The organism is Pseudomonas frederiksbergensis (genome assembly GCF_001952935.1).
GTDB classification, from domain to species: domain Bacteria; phylum Pseudomonadota; class Gammaproteobacteria; order Pseudomonadales; family Pseudomonadaceae; genus Aquipseudomonas; species Aquipseudomonas frederiksbergensis.
Genome location: NZ_CP018319.1, coordinates 5,686,163 through 5,705,159, shown reverse-complemented (window position 1 = coordinate 5,705,159; position 18,997 = coordinate 5,686,163). Strand labels below are relative to the sequence as shown.

Annotated in this window: 14 protein-coding genes; all 14 read right to left on the bottom strand. The window is 56.3% G+C overall.

Annotation, left to right across the window (positions count from 1 at the left end; genetic code table 11):
- Positions 1-8: 8 nt before the first annotated feature.
- Positions 9-278 carry a DUF2790 domain-containing protein gene (locus tag PFAS1_RS26650; RefSeq protein WP_076031184.1) on the bottom strand — a complete coding sequence of 90 codons (270 nt, stop codon included), beginning with the start codon at positions 276-278 and terminating at the stop codon, positions 9-11.
- Between the two features lie 169 nt (positions 279-447).
- The gene (locus PFAS1_RS26645) at positions 448-1,392 is read right to left on the bottom strand and encodes a carbohydrate kinase family protein (protein WP_076031183.1); all 945 of its coding nucleotides are present in this window, start codon (positions 1,390-1,392) and stop codon (positions 448-450) included.
- A 13-nt stretch (positions 1,393-1,405) separates the two neighbouring features.
- Positions 1,406-2,902, bottom strand: coding sequence for a xylulokinase (xylB, locus tag PFAS1_RS26640; protein ID WP_076031182.1), 1,497 nt, complete (start codon positions 2,900-2,902; stop codon positions 1,406-1,408).
- Between the two features lie 128 nt (positions 2,903-3,030).
- Complete coding sequence (locus PFAS1_RS26635; RefSeq protein ID WP_076031181.1) at positions 3,031-4,506, bottom strand: mannitol dehydrogenase family protein; 1,476 nt, start codon at positions 4,504-4,506, stop codon at positions 3,031-3,033.
- 15 nt (positions 4,507-4,521) lie between these two features.
- Positions 4,522-5,625, bottom strand: a complete 1,104-nt coding sequence (locus PFAS1_RS26630; protein ID WP_076031180.1) for an ABC transporter ATP-binding protein — start codon at positions 5,623-5,625, stop codon at positions 4,522-4,524.
- A gap of 164 nt (positions 5,626-5,789) precedes the next feature.
- A complete protein-coding gene (locus tag PFAS1_RS26625; protein WP_074876465.1) occupies positions 5,790-6,620 on the bottom strand; it encodes a carbohydrate ABC transporter permease in 831 nt (276 codons plus the stop codon).
- A 10-nt stretch (positions 6,621-6,630) separates the two neighbouring features.
- A complete protein-coding gene (locus tag PFAS1_RS26620; RefSeq protein WP_076031179.1) occupies positions 6,631-7,557 on the bottom strand; it encodes a carbohydrate ABC transporter permease in 927 nt (308 codons plus the stop codon).
- Positions 7,558-7,735: 178 nt separating this feature from the next.
- Positions 7,736-9,046, bottom strand: coding sequence for an ABC transporter substrate-binding protein (locus tag PFAS1_RS26615; protein WP_076031178.1), 1,311 nt, complete (start codon positions 9,044-9,046; stop codon positions 7,736-7,738).
- Between the two features lie 345 nt (positions 9,047-9,391).
- On the bottom strand, positions 9,392-10,297 hold the full coding sequence (locus PFAS1_RS26610; RefSeq protein WP_076031177.1) for an AraC family transcriptional regulator: 906 nt from the start codon (positions 10,295-10,297) through the stop codon (positions 9,392-9,394).
- Positions 10,298-10,375: 78 nt separating this feature from the next.
- Positions 10,376-11,248 (bottom strand): phosphatidylinositol-specific phospholipase C domain-containing protein, encoded by an 873-nt coding sequence (locus tag PFAS1_RS26605; protein WP_076031176.1) that lies wholly within the window; start codon positions 11,246-11,248, stop codon positions 10,376-10,378.
- Between the two features lie 147 nt (positions 11,249-11,395).
- Positions 11,396-12,691 carry a glycosyltransferase gene (locus tag PFAS1_RS26600; protein ID WP_076031175.1) on the bottom strand — a complete coding sequence of 432 codons (1,296 nt, stop codon included), beginning with the start codon at positions 12,689-12,691 and terminating at the stop codon, positions 11,396-11,398.
- A gap of 108 nt (positions 12,692-12,799) precedes the next feature.
- Positions 12,800-16,564, bottom strand: coding sequence for a hypothetical protein (locus PFAS1_RS26595; protein WP_076031174.1), 3,765 nt, complete (start codon positions 16,562-16,564; stop codon positions 12,800-12,802).
- 314 nt (positions 16,565-16,878) lie between these two features.
- A complete protein-coding gene (locus tag PFAS1_RS26590) occupies positions 16,879-18,327 on the bottom strand; it encodes a PhoPQ-activated protein PqaA family protein (RefSeq protein WP_232252182.1) in 1,449 nt (482 codons plus the stop codon).
- A gap of 218 nt (positions 18,328-18,545) precedes the next feature.
- On the bottom strand, positions 18,546-18,905 hold the full coding sequence (locus tag PFAS1_RS26585; protein WP_076031172.1) for a response regulator: 360 nt from the start codon (positions 18,903-18,905) through the stop codon (positions 18,546-18,548).
- Between the last annotated feature and the right edge of the window lie 92 nt (positions 18,906-18,997).

Genomic DNA, 18,997 nt, shown 5'->3' with positions numbered 1-18,997 from the left:
CCGTTCAATCAGTTCTGATAACTGCAGGCGTCAGAAAGTTTACGGTATGAGATTTGAGCAGGTTTGCCCGAGGTGCTATCGATGTACTTCATGTCGGCTGTGACCACTTGGCAGTCCTGCGTCGACGGTTCGGTCAAGGCAATGACCTTGCCCACGTGCAGCGGCATACCATAGTGGTATGGCACCGCCTGGGAGCTCGAAGTGTCATTGGCCTGGGCCAGACCGGCAAACGCGGTGCAGGCGAGAGCGCTGGTAACCAGCAAGATGCGCATGTTCATGAACGATCTCCGATGCAGGCTTGAAGTAAGCTCGACGTTCAAGCGTCGAACCTGCCGCACTGGGCGTCAGAGAACTCTGAGGGCGTGCGGTCCAGTAAAGTTTTGGACCGCGAGGTTAAGCAATGGTTAACCCGACTGAATGCCGCCTGTCGTGAGGAGGCCATCAGCCTCAGCGAAGATCCAACTGATGGCGATACGGCAGATCCGGCCCGGTCTTACTGCAGGTCAGCGCTGCCGCCTGCACTGCAAATTTGAGCATGCCGTCGATCTGCTCACGGCTCAGTTGCTGCACGCCCTCAACCGAATCCAGCTGCTGCTCCGTCAGCCAGGCAATCAACGCCGCCTGGAACGTATCGCCAGCGCCCACGGTGTCGGCGATTTTCACTGAACTCGCCGGTACCGACCATGAACCATGGGCACGACTGAACACCGTCGCCCCCTCGCCACCACGGGTCAGAAATACCAACTGACAGCGATGCTGCAGCCAGCCTTCAATGACCCGTTGCGGATCCTGCTCGGGGTACAACAGGCTCAAATCCTCATCGCTGACTTTGATCAGGTCGGCCAACTCAACCAAGGTGGCAACCCGAGAGCGCCACAGATCGATATTCGGCTCAGGATTGAGCCGCACGTTGGGGTCCAGGCTGATCAAGCGTTTACCGCTTTCCCGTTGCACCAAGGCCAACAGCGTGTCGGCAATCGGTTGTACCACCAGCGAAAACGAACCGATGTGCAGGCCGCGCACTTCAGATCCCAGTTCTGGCAGATGCTCGGTTTTCAGCTGACGATCCGCGCAGCCTTCACCCCGGAAGCTGTAATGCGGCGAACCATTGGCCCCGACCGCCACCATCGCCAGAGTCGTAGGCGCTGCGAAATCCACCAGGTAATCCGGGCGCACACCTTCATCCTGCAGCACCTGCTGCAAGCGCCGACCGAGGTAGTCGGTGGACAGGCCGGCAAACAGCGCCGCATCCACCCCCAAACGACGCAAACCCACCGCCACGTTGAACGGCGAGCCGCCGGCAATCGCCTTGAAATTCACTTTTGACGCCAGGCCGCTGGCGTCCTCTTCACTGAAGAAATCGAACAGCGCTTCGCCACACACCAGGTACATAGTTATTCACTCTTTAAAGGGTTGCGACATGCTGTTGATAGCGTTCGTAGGCCTGCTGACAGGCCGCCACATTGTCTGCGATCGGCAAGGTTTCGCTGGCTGGATCGAGCTTCACGCAGCGTTTGCATAGATCCTCCAGGCTGTCTTCATGCCCGTTTTCCCAAGACTTGCACCACGCTGCCTGAATCGCGGCGCCAAGGGCCGCGGCTTCGCTTTGTTCGGTGCAGATGACTGGGGTGTTCATGATGTCGGCGACGATCTGCCGCCACACCGGGCTTTTCGAGCCGCCGCCGATCAGGCAAATGCTGCGGCTTTGTAAGCCATTCTGCCGCAGCAGGTCCAGCCCATAACGCAAACCGAAGGTCGTGCCTTCGACCACCGCGCGGCACAGGTTGGCCTGGGTCAGGTTGGTCATGGTCAAGCCCAGCAGGCTGCCGGTGGCATGGGGCAGGGCGGGGACGCGCTCGCCGTTGAGGAATGGCAGCATGCACACGCCTTCGGCCCCGATGGGGGCTTGCGCGACGAGGTCGTTGAACTGTTCGATATCCAGCTCGAACAGCTCGCGAATCACCCCGGTCGCGTTGGTCAGGTTCATGGTGCAGATCAGCGGCAGCCAGCCACCACTGGAAGAACAGAACGTTGCGACGCAAGCGTCCGGACTGACTTTCGGCTGGTCGGCATAGGCGTACACCGTCCCCGAAGAACCGAGACTCATGGTGATAGCGCCGGGCTTGATGTTGCCGGTGCCAATGGCACCCATCATGTTGTCGCCACCGCCGCTGGAAACCAGCGCCTGCGGGTTGATGCCCAGGTGTTCAGCGATGCTCGGCAGGATCGTGCCGACGGCTTGATGAGCGTCTATCAACTCCGGCAGCGCAGCTTGCAGTCGCCCGGTGGCATCGATATCCCGCAGCAGCTGCAAGTCCCATTGGCGGGTGCGCACGTTGAAATACCCGGTGCCCGAGGCGTCGCCGTATTCACTGCAACTGCGGCCGGTGAGCCAATAGTTGAGGTAATCATGGGGCAGCAGGATGCGGGCGATCCGGGAAAAAACCAGCGGATGTTGTTCTTTGGTCCAGAGCAGTTTGGAGACGGTGTAGCCCGGGGCGATCACAACGCCGAGGCGTTCCAGGGAGCCTTTTTCGCCACCCAGATGGACCAGCAGACGGTCGTTTTCCGGGGTGGATTCGGTGTCACACCAGAGTTTGGCCGGGCGCAGCACCTGGCCCTGATCGTCGAGCAGCACCAGCCCGTGTTGCTGGCCGGAAACGCCGATGCCAAGGATGTCCTGGCCGTCGACCTTCGCCGCGAGCAATGCGCGGCGGGTGGCAAGCGCGAAGGCTTCCAGCCATTGGGCGGTGTCTTGCTCGCGGCGGCCATTGGCACCGCTGATCAAAGTGTGCGCGGCAGCACCCTGGCCCAGCACCTGACCGCTGATGGCGTCGAGGATGATGGCTTTGGTGCCTTGGGTGCCGCAGTCGATGCCGAGGAATAGTTGTTGGTTTGTCATGGATACACCCTGCCGAAGATCGTACCCACGCTCTGCGTGGGAATGCAGCCCGGGACGCTCCGCGTCCCTTTCGCGAATTGGAACGCGGAGCGTCCCTTGAGGCATTCCCACGCAGAGCGTGGGAATGATCAGTTGGCGAGTACTCGTTCGAGGGTTGTTGTCACGCCGACATCGCGCAAGCTGTTACAGCACCACTCAAACGCCGCCACAAACTCGGGCGAATGCGGGATCGCCGTCCCAAAAATCTCCTCAACTGCCAGCAACCGCTGCGTGATCAACGCATCATCCGCCACCAGCGCCTGACAGAACGCCGCCCGCGGATCAGGAATGCTGTAGGTCTGGCCATTCTCGTCCACGCCCTTCAAATACAGCGCCCAAGCCGCTACTACCAACGCCGCCCGTTTGGTTTCCTGCCCATCGGCAATCAATCGATTGATCGTCGGCACCGTGAACTTGGGAAACTTCGACGAACCGTCCGAACACACGCGCTCCAGTTGATCGGCAATCGCCTGGTTGGAGAAGCGCGCCTCCAGGGTGTTCTTGTATTCGGTCAGGTCAATTCCCGGCACGGGTGACAGTTGCGGGGTCACGTCCAGGTCCATGTAGGCACGCATGTAGCGCACGAACAGCGGGTCGTTCATGGTTTCGTGAACGAAGCGGTAACCCTTCAAAAAACCCAGGTAAGTGAGGGCGAGGTGACTGCCGTTGAGCAGTTTGATCTTCATCTCTTCATAAGGCGTGACGTCGTCAGTGAACTGCACGCCGACCTTTTCCCAGGCCGGCCGACCGTTGACGAACTTGTCTTCCAGCACCCATTGCACAAACGGTTCGCAAACCACCGGCCAAACATCGTCGATAGCGTGTTTATCGTGCAGTTGCAGCTTGTGTTCGGTGCTGGTCATCGGCGTGATGCGATCGACCATCGCGTTCGGAAAACTGACATTGCTGGCGATCCAGTCCCGCAGATCGGCATCGCGCAAAGCGGCGAACGCCAGTAACGCTTTGCGCGTGACTGCGCCGTTGTGCGGAAGGTTATCGCAGGACATCAAGGTGAACGCGGGCGTGCCGGCTGCACGACGTTTGGCCAGCGCGGCACAGAGGAAACCGAACACGGTTTTCGGTGTGTTTGGGTGTGCCAGGTCGTGCTGGATTTGCGGCAGCTGGGCCATGAACTCGCCGGTGCTGTCGTCGATGCAGTAGCCGCCTTCGGTAATGGTCAGCGAAACGATACGGATCTCGGGGCTGGCGAGCTTGTCGATCAGTGCTTGTGCGCCGTCTTCAGCCAACAGCATGTCGCGAATCGCGCCGATCACCCGGACTTCGGTGTCGTCGGTATCGCCCAGCTCGAACAGGGTGAACAGGTAATCCTGCTCTTTGAGGTCGTCCCGGGCACGGCGGTCCTCGGCGCGCAGGCCGACACCGCAAATCGCCCAGTCCAGGCCTTCGCCGGTATTCATCAACGCATCGGTGTAATACGCCTGATGCGCCCGGTGGAAACCGCCGACGCCGATGTGCGCGATGCCTTGGCGAGTGTCGCTCAGGGTATAGGCCGGCAGGATCACCTCAGGGGCGAGGCGGTTGAGGTTGTGTTTATTGAGTTTCATCACATGGTCTCGAAATCAGGCTGCAGCGCGCAACGGGCGGGTCAGCGCCACGCCGTCGGCATCGAATAAATGGCAGTGTTCGGCGTCCAGATGCAGGCTCAGCGACTCGCCGTAGCGGCTAGCCAGGTCGCCGCGAACGCGCATGGTCAGCGCTTCGCCGGACGAGGTCACCACGTGGCAAAAGGTGTCGCTGCCCAGGCGTTCGCTGACGTCGGCGGTGACCTGCAAGGTGCAATCGCCGGTTTGCGCGAGATTCAGATGCTCCGGGCGAATGCCCAGGGTCACCGCGCCGCCGACGCTCAGGTTGGCACCGCTCAGTGGCAAGGTGATGCGGGTGCCGGCGTCCAGCAGCACTTCGCAGCGCTGGCTTTCGATGCGGGTGACTTTGCCCTTGAGGAAGCCCATTTTCGGCGTGCCGAGGAACCCGGCGACAAACAGGTTGGCCGGTTGGTGATACAGGTCCAGTGGCGAGCCGACTTGTTCGACTTTGCCGCCATTGAGTACGACAACCTTGTCGGCCATGGTCATGGCTTCGACCTGGTCGTGGGTCACGTAGATCATCGTGGCTTTGAGTTCTTTGTGCAGGCGCAGCAGTTCCAGGCGCATCTGCACCCGCAGGGCGGCGTCGAGGTTGGACAGTGGCTCATCGAACAGGAAGATCTTCGGATTGCGCACGATGGCTCGGCCGATGGCCACGCGCTGACGCTGACCGCCGGACAACTGTTTCGGTTTACGTTCGAGCATTGGCCCCAGTTCGAGGATGCGCGCCGCTTCGCCGACTTTCTTCTCGACCTCGGCTTTCGGTACGCCCGCCAGGTCGAGGGCAAACGACATGTTTTTGCGCACGCTCATGTGCGGGTACAGGGCGTAGGTCTGGAACACCATCGCCAGGTCGCGCTTGGCCGGGCTGACTTCGGTGATGTCGCGGCCATCGAGTTCGATGGTGCCGCCGCTGACTTCTTCCAGGCCAGCGATCAGGCGCAGCAAGGTGGATTTGCCGCAGCCCGACGGGCCGACGAACACCACGAACTCGCGGTCGTTCACTTCCAGGTCGATGCCTTTGATGATGGAAAAGCCTTCGAAGCCTTTTTGCAGATTCTTGATTTTCAGGTTGGCCATGATGATGGGCCTCCACTTGTTGTTATTCAGTTGAGCCGTGCGGGCTTTTTTGTAGGAGTGAGCCTGCTCGCGATGAGGCCGTGTCAGTCGACATCACTGTTGAATGACATTCCGCCATCGCGAGCAGGCTCGCTCCCACAGTGGTCGCATTGAGTCGGCGATCGTCATTTCACGGCGCCGAACGACAGGCCGCGGACCAATTGTTTCTGGCTGATCCAGCCGAAGATCAGGATCGGTGCGCAAGCCAGGGTCGACACTGCCGACAACTTGGCCCAGAACAGACCTTCGGGACTTGAGTAGGAGGCGATCAACGCAGTGAGCGGCGCGGCTTTCGACGAGGTCAGGTTCAGCGACCAGAACGCCTCGTTCCAGCACAGGATCAGCGACAGCAACACTGTGGACGCCAACCCGCCCTTGGCGATCGGCAGCAGCACCCGGACCATCTCCTGCCACAACGTGGCACCGTCGAGGCGCGCGGCTTCGAGGATGTCCTTGGGGATGTCCTTGAAGTAGGTGTAAATCATCCAGACCACGATCGGCAGGTTGATCAGCGTGTAGATCACGATCAGCGCGATGCGCGTGTCGAGCAGGCCGAAACTCTTGGCCAGCAGGTAGATCGGCATCAGCACGCCCACCGGTGGCAGCATCTTGGTGGAGAGCATCCACAGCAGCGTACCCTTGGTGCGCTGGGTTTCGTAGAACGCCATCGAGTACGCCGCCGGCACCGCGATCAGCAGGCTCAGGGCCGTAGCGCTGAACGAAATCACCACCGAGTTCCAGGCGAAGCTGAAGTAATCGCTGCGCTCGTTGATGTGCAGGTAGTTCTCCAGCGTCGGCGTGAAGAGGAACTGCGGCGGCGTGGCGAACGCGTCGATTTCGGTTTTGAAACTGGTCATCACCATCCAGAAGATCGGGAAGAAGATCAGGATCGCGATGGCCCAGGCCAGGGTGCCGAGCAGCAGGCTTTGCAGACGGCGGGATTGTTGAAGGGTCATGGCGCAGGCCTCAGGCTTTGTCTGTCAGGTTTTTGCCGATCATGCGCACCAGCACGATGGCGGCGATGTTGGCGATCACCACTGCGATCAAGCCACCGGCGGACGCCATGCCGACGTCGAACTGCACCAGCGCCTGGTTGTAGATCAGGTAGGCGAGGTTGGTCGAGGCGTAGCCGGGGCCGCCGTTGGTGGTGGTGAAGATTTCGGCGAACACCGAGAGCAGGAAGATGGTTTCGATCATCACCACCACGGCAATCGGCCGTGCCAGGTGCGGCAGGGTCAGGTGCCAGAAAATCGCGATCGGCCCGGCACCGTCGAGGCGCGCGGCTTCCTTCTGTTCCTGGTCGAGGGACTGCATGGCAGTCATCAGGATCAGGATCGCGAAGGGCAGCCATTGCCACGAGACAATGATGATGATCGACAGCAGCGGGTAGTGCGCCAGCCAGTCCACCGGTTGCGCGCCGAACAGCTTCCAGACGTGGGCGAGGATCCCCGACACCGGATGGAAAATCAGGTTCTTCCAGATCAGCGCGCCGACGGTGGGCATGATGAAAAACGGCGAAATCAGCATCACCCGTACGATGCCGCGACCGAGGAATTCACTGGCCTCCAGCAGCGCACTGATCAACACGCCGAACACCACGCTGATCAGCAGCACGCTGCCGACCAGCAACAAGGTGTTGGTGGCGCCGGGTATGAAGCCCGAGTCGCTGAGGAAGTAGCTGAAGTTCTCCAGCCCGACGAATTGGTTTTCACCGGGGTAGAGCAGGTTGTAGCGGATCAGCGAAAAGTAAACGGTCATGCCCAGCGGCACGATCATCCACAGCAGCAACAACGCCACCGAGGGACTGACCAGGAACCAGCCGGGATTGGCCAACCGGCTTTTACGCACCGGTTGGGGAATGTCCATGTGAGCTTTGGCAGTTGAAATATTCATGGCGATAGAACCGATTAAGAACAGACAAATGAAGATCAACTATGGGAGCGGGCTTGTGTGGCGAGGGAGCTTGCTCCCGCTGGGTCGCGAAGCGGCCCCAAAAGCTTTGCGACTGCTGCGCAGTCGAGCGGGAGCAAGCTCCCTCGCCACACAAGCAGTTCCCACATTGGTAGCGGGGTTACTTGGGATAACCGGCGCGCTTCATTTCACGTTCGGTGGTTGACTGGGCAGCGGTCAGCGCCTGGTCGACCGTGGTCTGGCCGATCAGCGCTGCCGAGAACAATTTGCCGACCTGGGTGCCCACGGCCTGGAATTCAGGAATGGTCACCAACTGAATGCCGATATAGGGCACGGGCTTGAGGGTCGGTTTGCTCGGGTCCGCGGCTTTCAGCGATTCAAGGGTCACCTTGGCGAACGGCGCAGCCTTCATGTATTCATCGCTGTAGGTCGAAGCGCGAGTACCTGGCGGTACGTTGGCGATGCCGTCTTTCTCGGCTACCAAAGCACCGTATTCCTTGGAGGTGGCCCAGGCGCTGAAGGTTTTCGCTGCGTCCTTGGCCTTGGAACTGGTCGGAATCGCCAGCGCCCAGGAATACAACCAGGCTGAACCCTTATCGGTAGTCTCGTGCGGTGCGTAGGTGAAACCGACGTGGTCACTGACCTTGCTTTGGGTCTTGTCAGTAACGAAGGAGCCGGCGACGCTGGCATCCACCCAGATCGCGCATTTGCCGCTGTTGAACAGCGCGAGGTTTTCATTGAAACCGTTGCTCGATGCGCCCGGCGGACCGGATTTCTTCATAGTGTCGACGTAGAAGTTCAGCGCGTTTTTCCACTCGGGGCTGGTGAATTCCGGCGTCCATTGCTCATCGAACCAGCGCGCACCATAGGCATTGGCGACGGTGGTGATCAGCGCCATGTTCTCGCCCCAACCGGCCTTGCCGCGCAGGCAGATGCCGTACTGTTCTTTATCCTTATTGGTGAGTTTGCCGGCGAATTCGCTGATTTGGGTCCAGGTCGGGTGCTCGGGCATGGTCAGCCCGGCTTCCTTGAACAGGTCGGTGCGGTAATAGGTGATGGAGCTTTCGGCGTAGAAGGGCAAAGCGTACAGCGAGCCCTTGACCGACAAGCCTTCACGCACCGATGGAAACACGTCGTCGAGGGCATAACTGGCCGGCAAGTCCTTCATTGGCTCCAGCCAGCCTTTGCCGCCCCAGAGTGCGGCTTCGTACATGCCAATGGTCAGAACATCGAACTGTCCGCCCTGGGTTGCGATGTCGGTGGTCAGGCGTTGGCGCAGCACGTTTTCTTCCAGCACCACCCAATTGAGTTTGATGTCCGGATGCTCGGCCTCGAAGGTTTTCGAGAGTTTTTGCATGCGGATCATGTCGCTGTTGTTGACGGTGGCGATGGTCAGGGTCTGGGCGCCGAGGCTGACACTGCTGAGGGTCATGCAGGTAAGGGCAAGCAGAGCTTTTACAGAAGGTTGCATCGTGCACTCCTTTTCTGCACCCGGCGGGTTACAGAAGGACAGTTATTGTTTTTGTGTCTTCCTGCGGGGGGAAGAATGTGCACTGATTACAGCCTTCAATTGATGACGTGACAAATCATCCATCGCACTTGAATCGATACTATTTTGCACTTGGCTTTGAGAGGAGAGGTGCAGGGGACGGGTTTTCAGCGGTTAACGCCTATCGAATACGTACAGGTTTTTAGTGCGAAAACAGGTCTTAACCTGTGGGAGCGGGCTTGCTCGCGAAGGCGTCGTGTCAGTCAACATTACTGTTGAATGATCCACCGCTTTCGCGAGCAAGCCCGCTCCCACATGGATTTGTGTTTACCCAAGGTTTTGTTCGGTCAACCGCTGCACCGCCAACCGTCGGTAATGCGAGGGTGTCATGCCCTTGAGTTGCTGAAAGCGCCGATTGAAATTGGAAATATTGTTGAAGCCCGACTCGAAGCACACATCGGTCACCGGTTTGTTGCCATCGGCCAGCAACTCGCAGGATTTGCTGATGCGCAGGCGATTGACGAATTCGATGAAGCAGCGGCCGGTGGCTTGTTTAAACACTCGACTGAAATAGGTCGGCTTCATGCCCAAGTGCTCGGCGACTTCTTCCAGCGGCAGTTCCCGCGCGTAATGCGCGAAAATGTAATCCACCGCCCGGTTGGTGCGATCAATATTGTGCTCGTCGGCCAATTGCGGTGTCGTGGCCCCGGACAGCAACTGAAAATCGTCAGAGGCGGCCAGCAACTCCAGCAGAATGAAAAAGTGCCCGAGACGCGTCACGCCCTGGGTATCGGCGATGCGTTGCATCAAGGTCATGGCCTGGCGGATGGTGCGCTTGCAGCGAAACTCGATGCCGTACTGGGCGCGCTCCAACAGTGGCGCCAGTGCCTTGAGCTCGGCAAACACCAAGTGGCCGCTGTCGAACAACTCGTCCGTGAAATTGACCAGCATGTCGCGCTTGGGCACCACTTCGTCTTCGGCCACCTGGCTGATCCAGTTGTGGGGCAGGTTGGGGCCGGTGAGGAACAGCGATTCCGGATAGAAATTACCGATGTAGTCACCGATGAACACTTTGCCGGAGCTGGCGACGATCAGGTGCAGTTCGTATTCCTTGTGAAAATGCCAACGCACCAGCGGGCAAGGGAATCCGTGCTGACGGTAGATGATGGACAACCCGTTGTGGTCGTCCATCAGTTCGTAGGAGGGGTCTGTCACGCGGGCTGATCGGGTCATGTCAGGATGCTTTTCTTGTTATCGCTATTCGATCATGCCTCTTTTGGCGCCTTCTGTGCCAGCCTGCCACGACTTTCGCTAACGGGGGACCCGATCGCGCGCTTTCATCAGGTTTACCGTTCGGCAATAAGAGACGATGTTGGACTCTTCAATAAAATCGACGTTGATGATGTTGCATTTTGACGCCCAATCGCTGTTATTCGGATCGAACCAGGAATTAAGCTCGTCATGAATATCCACGGGGCCACCGAGCGCGCTGTAACTGGTGGCGGAAAGTGACCACGGTGCGCCTGTGCCTGGCGGGTATTTCAATACATTAATAATGTGTTGCTTCAAATCAGCGGCGTTAGTGATACCGCTGCCAGACCATTTGTGCCTGATTTGCTCGTGAAATACAGTTCGATCAAGAGCGCTGTGCCATGGGGCCGCGACTATAATTCTTTGCGCAGCGCTGATTTGTTTGAGCTGATGTAAGCTTAGAGATAGATTTTTGGTGGGGATTATGCGATGGCCAAGATACTGTTTCACCAAATTATTGAAGTTAGTGAAATCAAACCCCTCACCCTGTAGTTGATGGAAGTCTAAAATAATGAATTCATTCGGGCTCTCCTTAAGAAACTGTTCCACGTCGGTCACGAGATTCCTCAAGGTGCGAGAATTGCGGGAGCCGTTGTGATGCATGCCGAACTTGTCGAGTCCTTTTGCGCTATCGTCCTGCAATAAACGGATGTCGAGAGCCCGAGAACCGTGACACAGCTGGCTGTAGAACGACTCATGCTGACATGCCACCCAATGGGCGGGAGGGCCAAAAAACGGCCAGGACGCTTTCCAGTCGCAGCCTGCGTTGTGTGTACCCGGCAGTGTCAATTCACAGAGTGACAATGAATCAATTGCCGGCGTGGCGAGCATCCAGTTTTTAAGCGTGTTTGTATTCTGAAGAAAGTTATCCATTCAACGCATCCTTGCATTGTTTTAAAGATAGAAATTAGTTATGCGAACTTAACTAGCGAAGTTCAAGTTCGGCGGGTACTTATAAGATGTGGAGTTGGCCTGGTCAATAAGGGTGGTGATGCAGAATATTTATTGTTGGTGTGAGCTTTATGGCGTATTTCGATTCTTTGCTTCAATCCATTGCGCCATGTATTGCGTGCTTTTGTGATGGTGATGACGCAACATGCTTCCCGTAAAGTTATCACTTCTAAGTCGTGCCAGATGTTGCTGGCAATACAACAACTTTTCGATCAGTGCCGGGCCATGTTCCGATTGTCGATAACGATCGGCGAGCAACGTTTGCCCAAGGGATTGGGCGTCCATCCACAGAGCTTCATCCTTGTACAGCTGAACCGCGCACTCGGCGAACGCCTGTGCTGTTCGGGTCACAGCCCCCGGCCAGCGTAGTTCACCATGCATCGCTTCTGCGCCGATTGGCGTGGTGATCGTGGGCGTGCCGCATAACATGGCGTCGACAATCTTGCCTTTGATGCCGGCACCAAAGCGTAGGGGCGCAAGACAAATCCGTGCGTCAGACATGACCTTTAACGCATCTTGCGCCCAGTTCATCACATGAAAGCCCTGGCCGGGGTTGTGCAACGCAGTCGCTTTGGGTGGTGTGTAAGCACCGTAAATGTGCAATTGAGCCTTGGGCAGTTGTTCGCGGATCAGCGGCCAGATAGTGGTTTTCATCCAGAGCACCGCATCCCAGTTCGGCGCATGACGGAAGTTGCCGATGCTGAGAAAGTGCGCACGGTCTTCAAAAGAAACCGGCGGCACGCTCGGTAGATCGACCATCAGCGGGCACCAGTGCAGCAAGTGGCGCGGCAGCTTGAATTGCTCGACCAGCAACTCGATCTCTACTTCGGAAATCATCAGGTTCAAGTCGCAACGATAAATCGCTGCGATTTCCCGTTTGGCCAGATCGGTCTCGGCCATGAGCTCAAACTCTTCACGTAACGCTGGCGCGAACAGTTCATTGAAGTCATTGGTGTCGTCATTCGCCTTCAAACGCTGCTTGAGGCGTTGATGGCGGGCATCTCGCAGGCTTTGCAGGTCGGAGGTCTCAAGCACGCGCAAGGCATGGGGGCAGTGCTTTTCAACTCGCCAGCCGAACTGTTCTTCCATCATGAACCGATCGAACAAAACGATATCCGGAGCCAGTTCGCTGATGAACGTGTCGAAACTGCTGTTGTTCAATTCGATCGGGATTTCGCGAATGCCCAACACCGACAGGTCTGCCCGATGCTCACCGGAGCTGGCCGGACTACTGAAAGTAATGTCCCAGCCTTGCTGCAAGAAGGTCTCGAGAATTTGCATCATGTGTCCACCGGCCGCTGAAGAGCGGGGCTCGGGCCAGACGTAACCGATGACCAGGACTTTGGTTGCGTGGGGCTGGGTCATGAACAGTGATCCTTTGCAGCAAGCGAGGGGGCAAAAAAGGGCGCAATTAAACCACAGTACAGTAGTGGTCGCATGCGCCCGGTATCGTTAACTCGGTCTGTCTGAAACTCAGAGAATGTTGATTTTTACCAGTGTCTGCCCATTGATGTATCCATGGTTGGCATTTTTGAGTGCCGCTTTCATGGTCGCTATATTCTGCTGATACGCTTGCTTGTTGGTCTTTAATTGGCTGAGCAGCGATGTCGTCAATGCAAACGAGTCGGCATTTTTAAACGCCATGCTGCTGTTGTAGTTGGTATTTGGAAAACTCGGCAGTCCCATGGACATCTTGCCGTTGGCGAGATTCAGGAGTGGACTCACGTCCAATTGTTGAGAGCCACGCTGAAATAATCCGGTGTCTTCAGCGTAGGCGAAATCTTTGGTTTTCGGCGCACCGTGGAACATTTCATGAACGAAAGTATCGGCAGTAATGCCCGGGTTGAAATGATCCCTGCGATAAGCCTCGTTGAAGTTGTCACTGTAGACCCGGATAAATTCGTTGTTGGCATTTTGCGCCTTGTCGCCAGTCTTCCAGTCGTTGTACAGCCCCCAATGCAGCTCGGCTACTGAGTCGCTTTCTTTACTGCTGTCGAGGATAAAGTTGCCGGGTTTGATATTTGTAAGGTCCTCTTTTACTGCAATCAGGTAGTCACGGTAAGCACTTCGGGCTGCGGAAGAGTCATTCGCAAGCAGAAGGACAAGCGCCGCATTCGATTCCTGGATCAGCGTTGGGTCATTCAATACGTTGATGGCATCGTCTACTTTTCTGCTGGCGAGTGGTAAGCCTTCTTTGATCACTGTACGAGCGTAGCTTTTAGGCATGATTTTATGCCAGCGTGGGATGGGCAATTTAAGTTTGAGATCAAAACCCTTCAGTTTGGCTCCCCAAGGCTCACCAAATCGGTTCAGTGCGTACCATTCGTCATGGTGGCGTATACCCCATACCTGGAAGGCATCCTGGGAAGTTTGCGCAGGGCGCCAGGTTCCGAGACGAATGATGTCTGGATCGCCGGCTCTGGCCAATTGCTCGAATTGAGTCTGACCCGTCAACTGTCGAAGATCGGAAACGGCGTTTTCCAAGGCCGCAAGACTCCCGTTAATACCTTTGCGCAACAGTTTCGCGCCACCTATAAGCAAATCCGGAACGCCATCCAGCGGGTTTAGCAAGCTGCTTACCAGGCCCAGGCCAGTTTTGGCCAGGGCGCTGGCTTTCGTTGCAAGGGTCATGCTTCGGGCGGCAATACTGGCTATCTTGCCAATGGCCCCGACCACCAACAGAAGCGTCATCGCAGCTTCCAGGGTGCAGGCACCTACGCCTTGGAACTGTCGATCCAGATCGTCTGAACTGATGTCTTCGATGCATGATTTGAACGGTACGACAATATTGAGAAACGTGTTCAATGCCTCTTCACGTTCTGCACGCAATGCCTCCAGCCGGGTTTGCCCCCAACATTCTTTCACCAACTCATCGTAGGTTGCGATTGGCCGGTGCTTGAGCACGAAGTTTACGAGTGACTCGAATTCACTTGAATAGAAACTTTGGTAATAGCCTTTGCTTTCAATGTCCGAAGCCAGTGGGGGTGCGGATAGTTCACCGATCTTTTCAATGACGCCACGACTGGTATTGACGAGGCCAGGTGTGACCCCATGGGTGTAGCACTCGATGTCCGTGGGCAGTTGATGCACCGGTGCCGGATGGGTGTGGTTCTTTTCACTGCCGCGGGGGCTTGTACGTAACAGGTTCTCCCTTTCGATCAGCTCGGCCAGTTCCGTGTTTTCACGACAGACTCCGTGCAAGGTGAACAGCTCATAACAGCTCAATCGTCCTTCGAAGTAGGTACACATCACCACGCCGTAACGACCGGTGGCCTGCTCTTTGTCTTTATGACTCTCCATGGGAACCCGATTCGGCACTTTAAGTATGACGTCAAGGGTTGACGCTAATGGATTCATGGGGAAACGGGTGATTGGGTGAATAGTGGCGACTGAAGGCCGTACAGAGAATATCGTCAATTGTCCGCGCAGCAGCCGCACTCGATCAACAAGCGGCAAGGATGAAAGGGCTAGTTTCAAATGCGTATACATAGCCTGCGCATGTAACAGGTAGTTCCGATTGAATTGGCGGTAAAACTCTCCCTGCGCGGAGATCAGATTGGGGAGCATCTTTGGAAACGCAGTATAAATACTTGCTCCATGCTTCAAGTCCCAATCGCCTGTCTGCAGGTCGTTGGACATGTGCAGGTCTACAGGGGACATGAGAAACGGGTCGGCATAGGCGTCTTCGAGTGATCGATTGCTCTTTTGGTGAAGGACGTCATCTTCAAGATAGGTGCATCCTTTGGCGACTTGCTTGAGGATATCCAGGGCGACGCTCTTGCGGGTCGGCAAGGGGCGAGACAGCGTTTCAGCCGTTTCAGCAAGGGTTTTCGCATGGCGGGCGTAAGCGGCCACGGCCACTTCAAGCGAATCCTTGGCCGAGCGGTTCACTTCATCATGGGTGACGATACTGTTGAGCAACGCCCAGTTGATCACTGGATCTACAGCAGCCAAGGCATTGAGTGCCTGTTGCGACTCTGTGACTGACTCGGACTTCATCAGGTGTTGTATTTGCGCATGGGTCATTACGCGCGACGATCCCGGTGAGATAGCTTCCTGCACCGCGATGGTCCGGCAGTAATCAACCCATTGCGGGGTGCCTAATAGCAAAGTAGGTGGCAAGTCCTGGACCAGGAACTCCGGCGCGGTGCCGGCCAGCAATAAATGGGAGGCCAGTGCTACGTTCTGTTCAGTGATCCGGTGCTGATTGATCAAATGTCTTTCGAATTCCGTTTGAACACTGGTGAAAGACTTCTCTATATGTTGGGCTGCATAGAGATCGAACCCGGCCACTTGATTGCGCGGCTCTTGCTCCCCGACCTTCGGATGGAGATCCAACAGTAGCGCAGTGAAAAGTATTTGCTGGAGAGATTCATCCGATAAGGGCTGATCATCTTGCGCACCATACCACTTCAGGTCCCGTACAAAACTTTTTGCCCAGATTAGAGCAATGGGGCTGGAAACAAGCATTTTCAGAAAGTACTCCGCCTCCGATCGTTTGATGGGAGAGGATCGTCCACCCAGAATAGTGTCTGAAAGCAGTTCCAATAATGACTCGCCCTTGGTGTACTCCTTGATCAGTGTTCGAAGCCGGTCCCGCTGTGCTGATGACATAGTGAGCGGATTATTTTCGCCGGCCATTACCATTTCCCAATAGTTGCCGAATGGTGGACTTTCCGGATGTGACTGCTCCAGGAAGGCAATCAAATTCTGAGCATCGATTACCGTTCGAGGGAGGAGGTAACGATGGAATCTCAACCATTGAATCATGCCGACCTGGTCGTCAAGGGTGACGACGCCACCGGTCAATTGCGCCATTTCAACCAATACAACAAGATCATCGTTCAGATCCGGAGCCAGTTTGAATGCACTCTCGAAACTCAGGGTTCTACCAGCGTAGTGTGCCTTGACCTGACCTGTGGCTGTTACTTCAAACAGTGAGTCTTCGGGCAGCCGGAGTTTCAATAAAAGATTTTTGAAAGAGGTTTTTTCGACCATGTTTCGCAACATGACTCTTGCGGGCTGGAGAGTTTCTTCTAGCGATGAGCCAGGTTCGAGGGAGATAAAAGAACCTTCCAGGCTGACTTCCCTGGAGTGACTACTGTCTTGCACTCGACGCTTTAATTTGTCGAGAAATTCCCGTCGTTCGATATTGTCTTTACGACTGTTGTGATCTTGAGGCGGGCTATAAATCAAAGGTCTTGACAAGTGCCTTTGAAATGTATTGCTAGAGCTCATGGTAAATCCAGTTATTTCAGGGTTGTATGTTTGAGGTATCCTCTTTTAGTATTTAATTGATGGCAAGTCGACGTATGTAAGTGTGTATTGCATTTGTTTGGAATAATTGCGTAGTTAGTGGGTTGTCATGTTGTTCGACTGCGAAGACCTCTTTGCTATAACAGGCAAGAGGGCCAGGTAGTTTGTTGGAGTTTTAAATGGTGCATTTGACTTTATTTCGCTACTGATCAGTGGAAAACGGTTTGTCAGTCACGTGCAGTCAAGGAAACACGACAACCCCCTGAGCAAAGCGGTCGAGATTTTCGTGTCTTGATTCACTGACCCAGGGTGGCGGGTAGTGTTCTGCAAAACGCTCCATCGGCGGGTGGTGCCTGATTCGGATACGTATCCGGAAGAATCTTGACCATTGTCGTTTCGACAACGCCGTCTGCGTACTCAGCCTCGAAGAACTCTGCGCTCCAACCCATCTTGGGAGCACGGAGAGTCGCATGGACTTCCGTTGAGGCCGGCAACTGTGCTTCGGTGTAGCGCACGCCGCAGTTGTACCTGAAGTCCCGGGCCTTTGGGTTGTGGGCTGTCCACCGGGTCATCCTGATTGGCATTTCGGACAAGGTCAGCTGCAACTGGGTTGATGTGGCGTCCAGATGCTGTTCCTGTGCCTTTAACCTCGGCGCGGTATGGCCGGTCTGCCGCCGCTTGATGTAAGGAATCAGGTTCGCTTCAACAAACGCCCGCACATCGTGGGCGGCGTTGGGAATGACCCGAAGTGTATTGTCCCCCGGCAGATCCGCAAGATACTGGCGCGAAGCATCCGGGATGAAGAAGTCATCGCCACTGGCGTTGACGATGTATTTCGGGATCTTCATGCGGTCGATGTAGCCGGATAGATTTCGATAGTTCATTGGATCTTCGACTTGCAGCAACTTCTTGAACGGCTCGCTCTTGCGTTGGGCAATCACGCCTTGCGAGTAGTAGTCGATGTACGCCAGAGGCCAGTTACCGCCGTAAGCCAGAAACGTCTGGTCGAACACTTTGTCCGTGTTCAAGACGTCTATGACAAACGGCACGATGCTATCGACGCGTGAGTCCGAAAGGGCGGACAGCCATACCGCCCAACCGCGTTTCGACGCGCCGGTGGCAAGAAAACTCACCACCTGGCCTGGCTGCGTTTCCTTTTGCGTCAGGTCCATGGCCTTGACCAGCGCTTCCATCATCGGCACATGCAGTGACATAAAAGGCTGTTGTTCCGGGGCCTGCATGAATAGTTTCCAGCTGTGGGCAACGCTGCCATCTTCCGTGCGCGGCACGCCGTCATCGCTGTAGGTCAAATACTGGTTGGGGACATTGCTGACAGCCACTACGATCAAGCCGGTTTGCCGGGCAATGTTGAGCAGTGTTTGCTTCGAAAAGTTGTTGGGTGCTCCCGGAGACTCTCCGGGCAAAGGATTATTGACGCCGTCGTTAGCGACCAGCACGGCACGCGTACCCTTGACGTTGTCGGGAATGTACAGGTCGACTCCATGAATCCAGTCTGCCGGGGCGACTTTACCGCCCTGGCTCCAGGATTGTGACCTCAGCTCGAAGCGCCGGATGTTGACGCCGGGCTGTTGCTCTTGCCCCTTACTGATGTAGCGCAGCGGTTGCGTCGCTTCGGCTTTGCGATAGCAGCTCAATACTTCGCTGAACGCCTGTCCGCTCTGTTCAAAGCAGTGCTGGGGATTGTCGGAAGAGGCTGACTGGCAACCATATCCGGCGATGAGCATCAGCAACAATCCGCTGATTTTCAAATAATGGGCGTAGCGTTCGGTTTGATTCGGCATGGACTCGGTTCCTTATGAGTGGGAATCACCGGTCCAATCAAACGCCAGGCGGGCGGCCTTTTCTACTGTCAGAGTTGACAGGTCAGAGCCGAAAAACGCCGAAAAATGCAGCCTTGCGTCGGTTTATGCAGAAGTGGAGGGGCCACAGCCCCAAACAACTCTCAGGCCAGCATGCCTTTGACCTTGTCGCGCAACTGATCAATGGAAAACGGTTTGCCGATCACGTGCATACCTTCGGGCACATCAATACTTTCGGCATAACCGCTGGCAAACAGGATGGGCAGCTCGGGGCGCAGCATCCGGGCCTGGGTGGCCAGTTCACGGCCGTCCATTACTGGCAACCCAACGTCGGTCATCATCAAATCGATGTACTGGTCTTCATCGTTGAGAAACTCCAGCGCCTGTTCGCTGCCATCGGCCTCGAGCACCTTGAACTCGAGTTCCTCCAGCACATCGACAATCAGCATGCGCACGATGGGGTCGTCTTCGACTACAAGGATGATGGATGCGGTGGCGGACATAGTGGGTTCTCAGAGGTTGAATGCGCGGGTGGTCGGTCGATCGAAATCGCCGGGCTCTTGCTTGAGTAAGTGACGGAACCCGACAAGTTCCC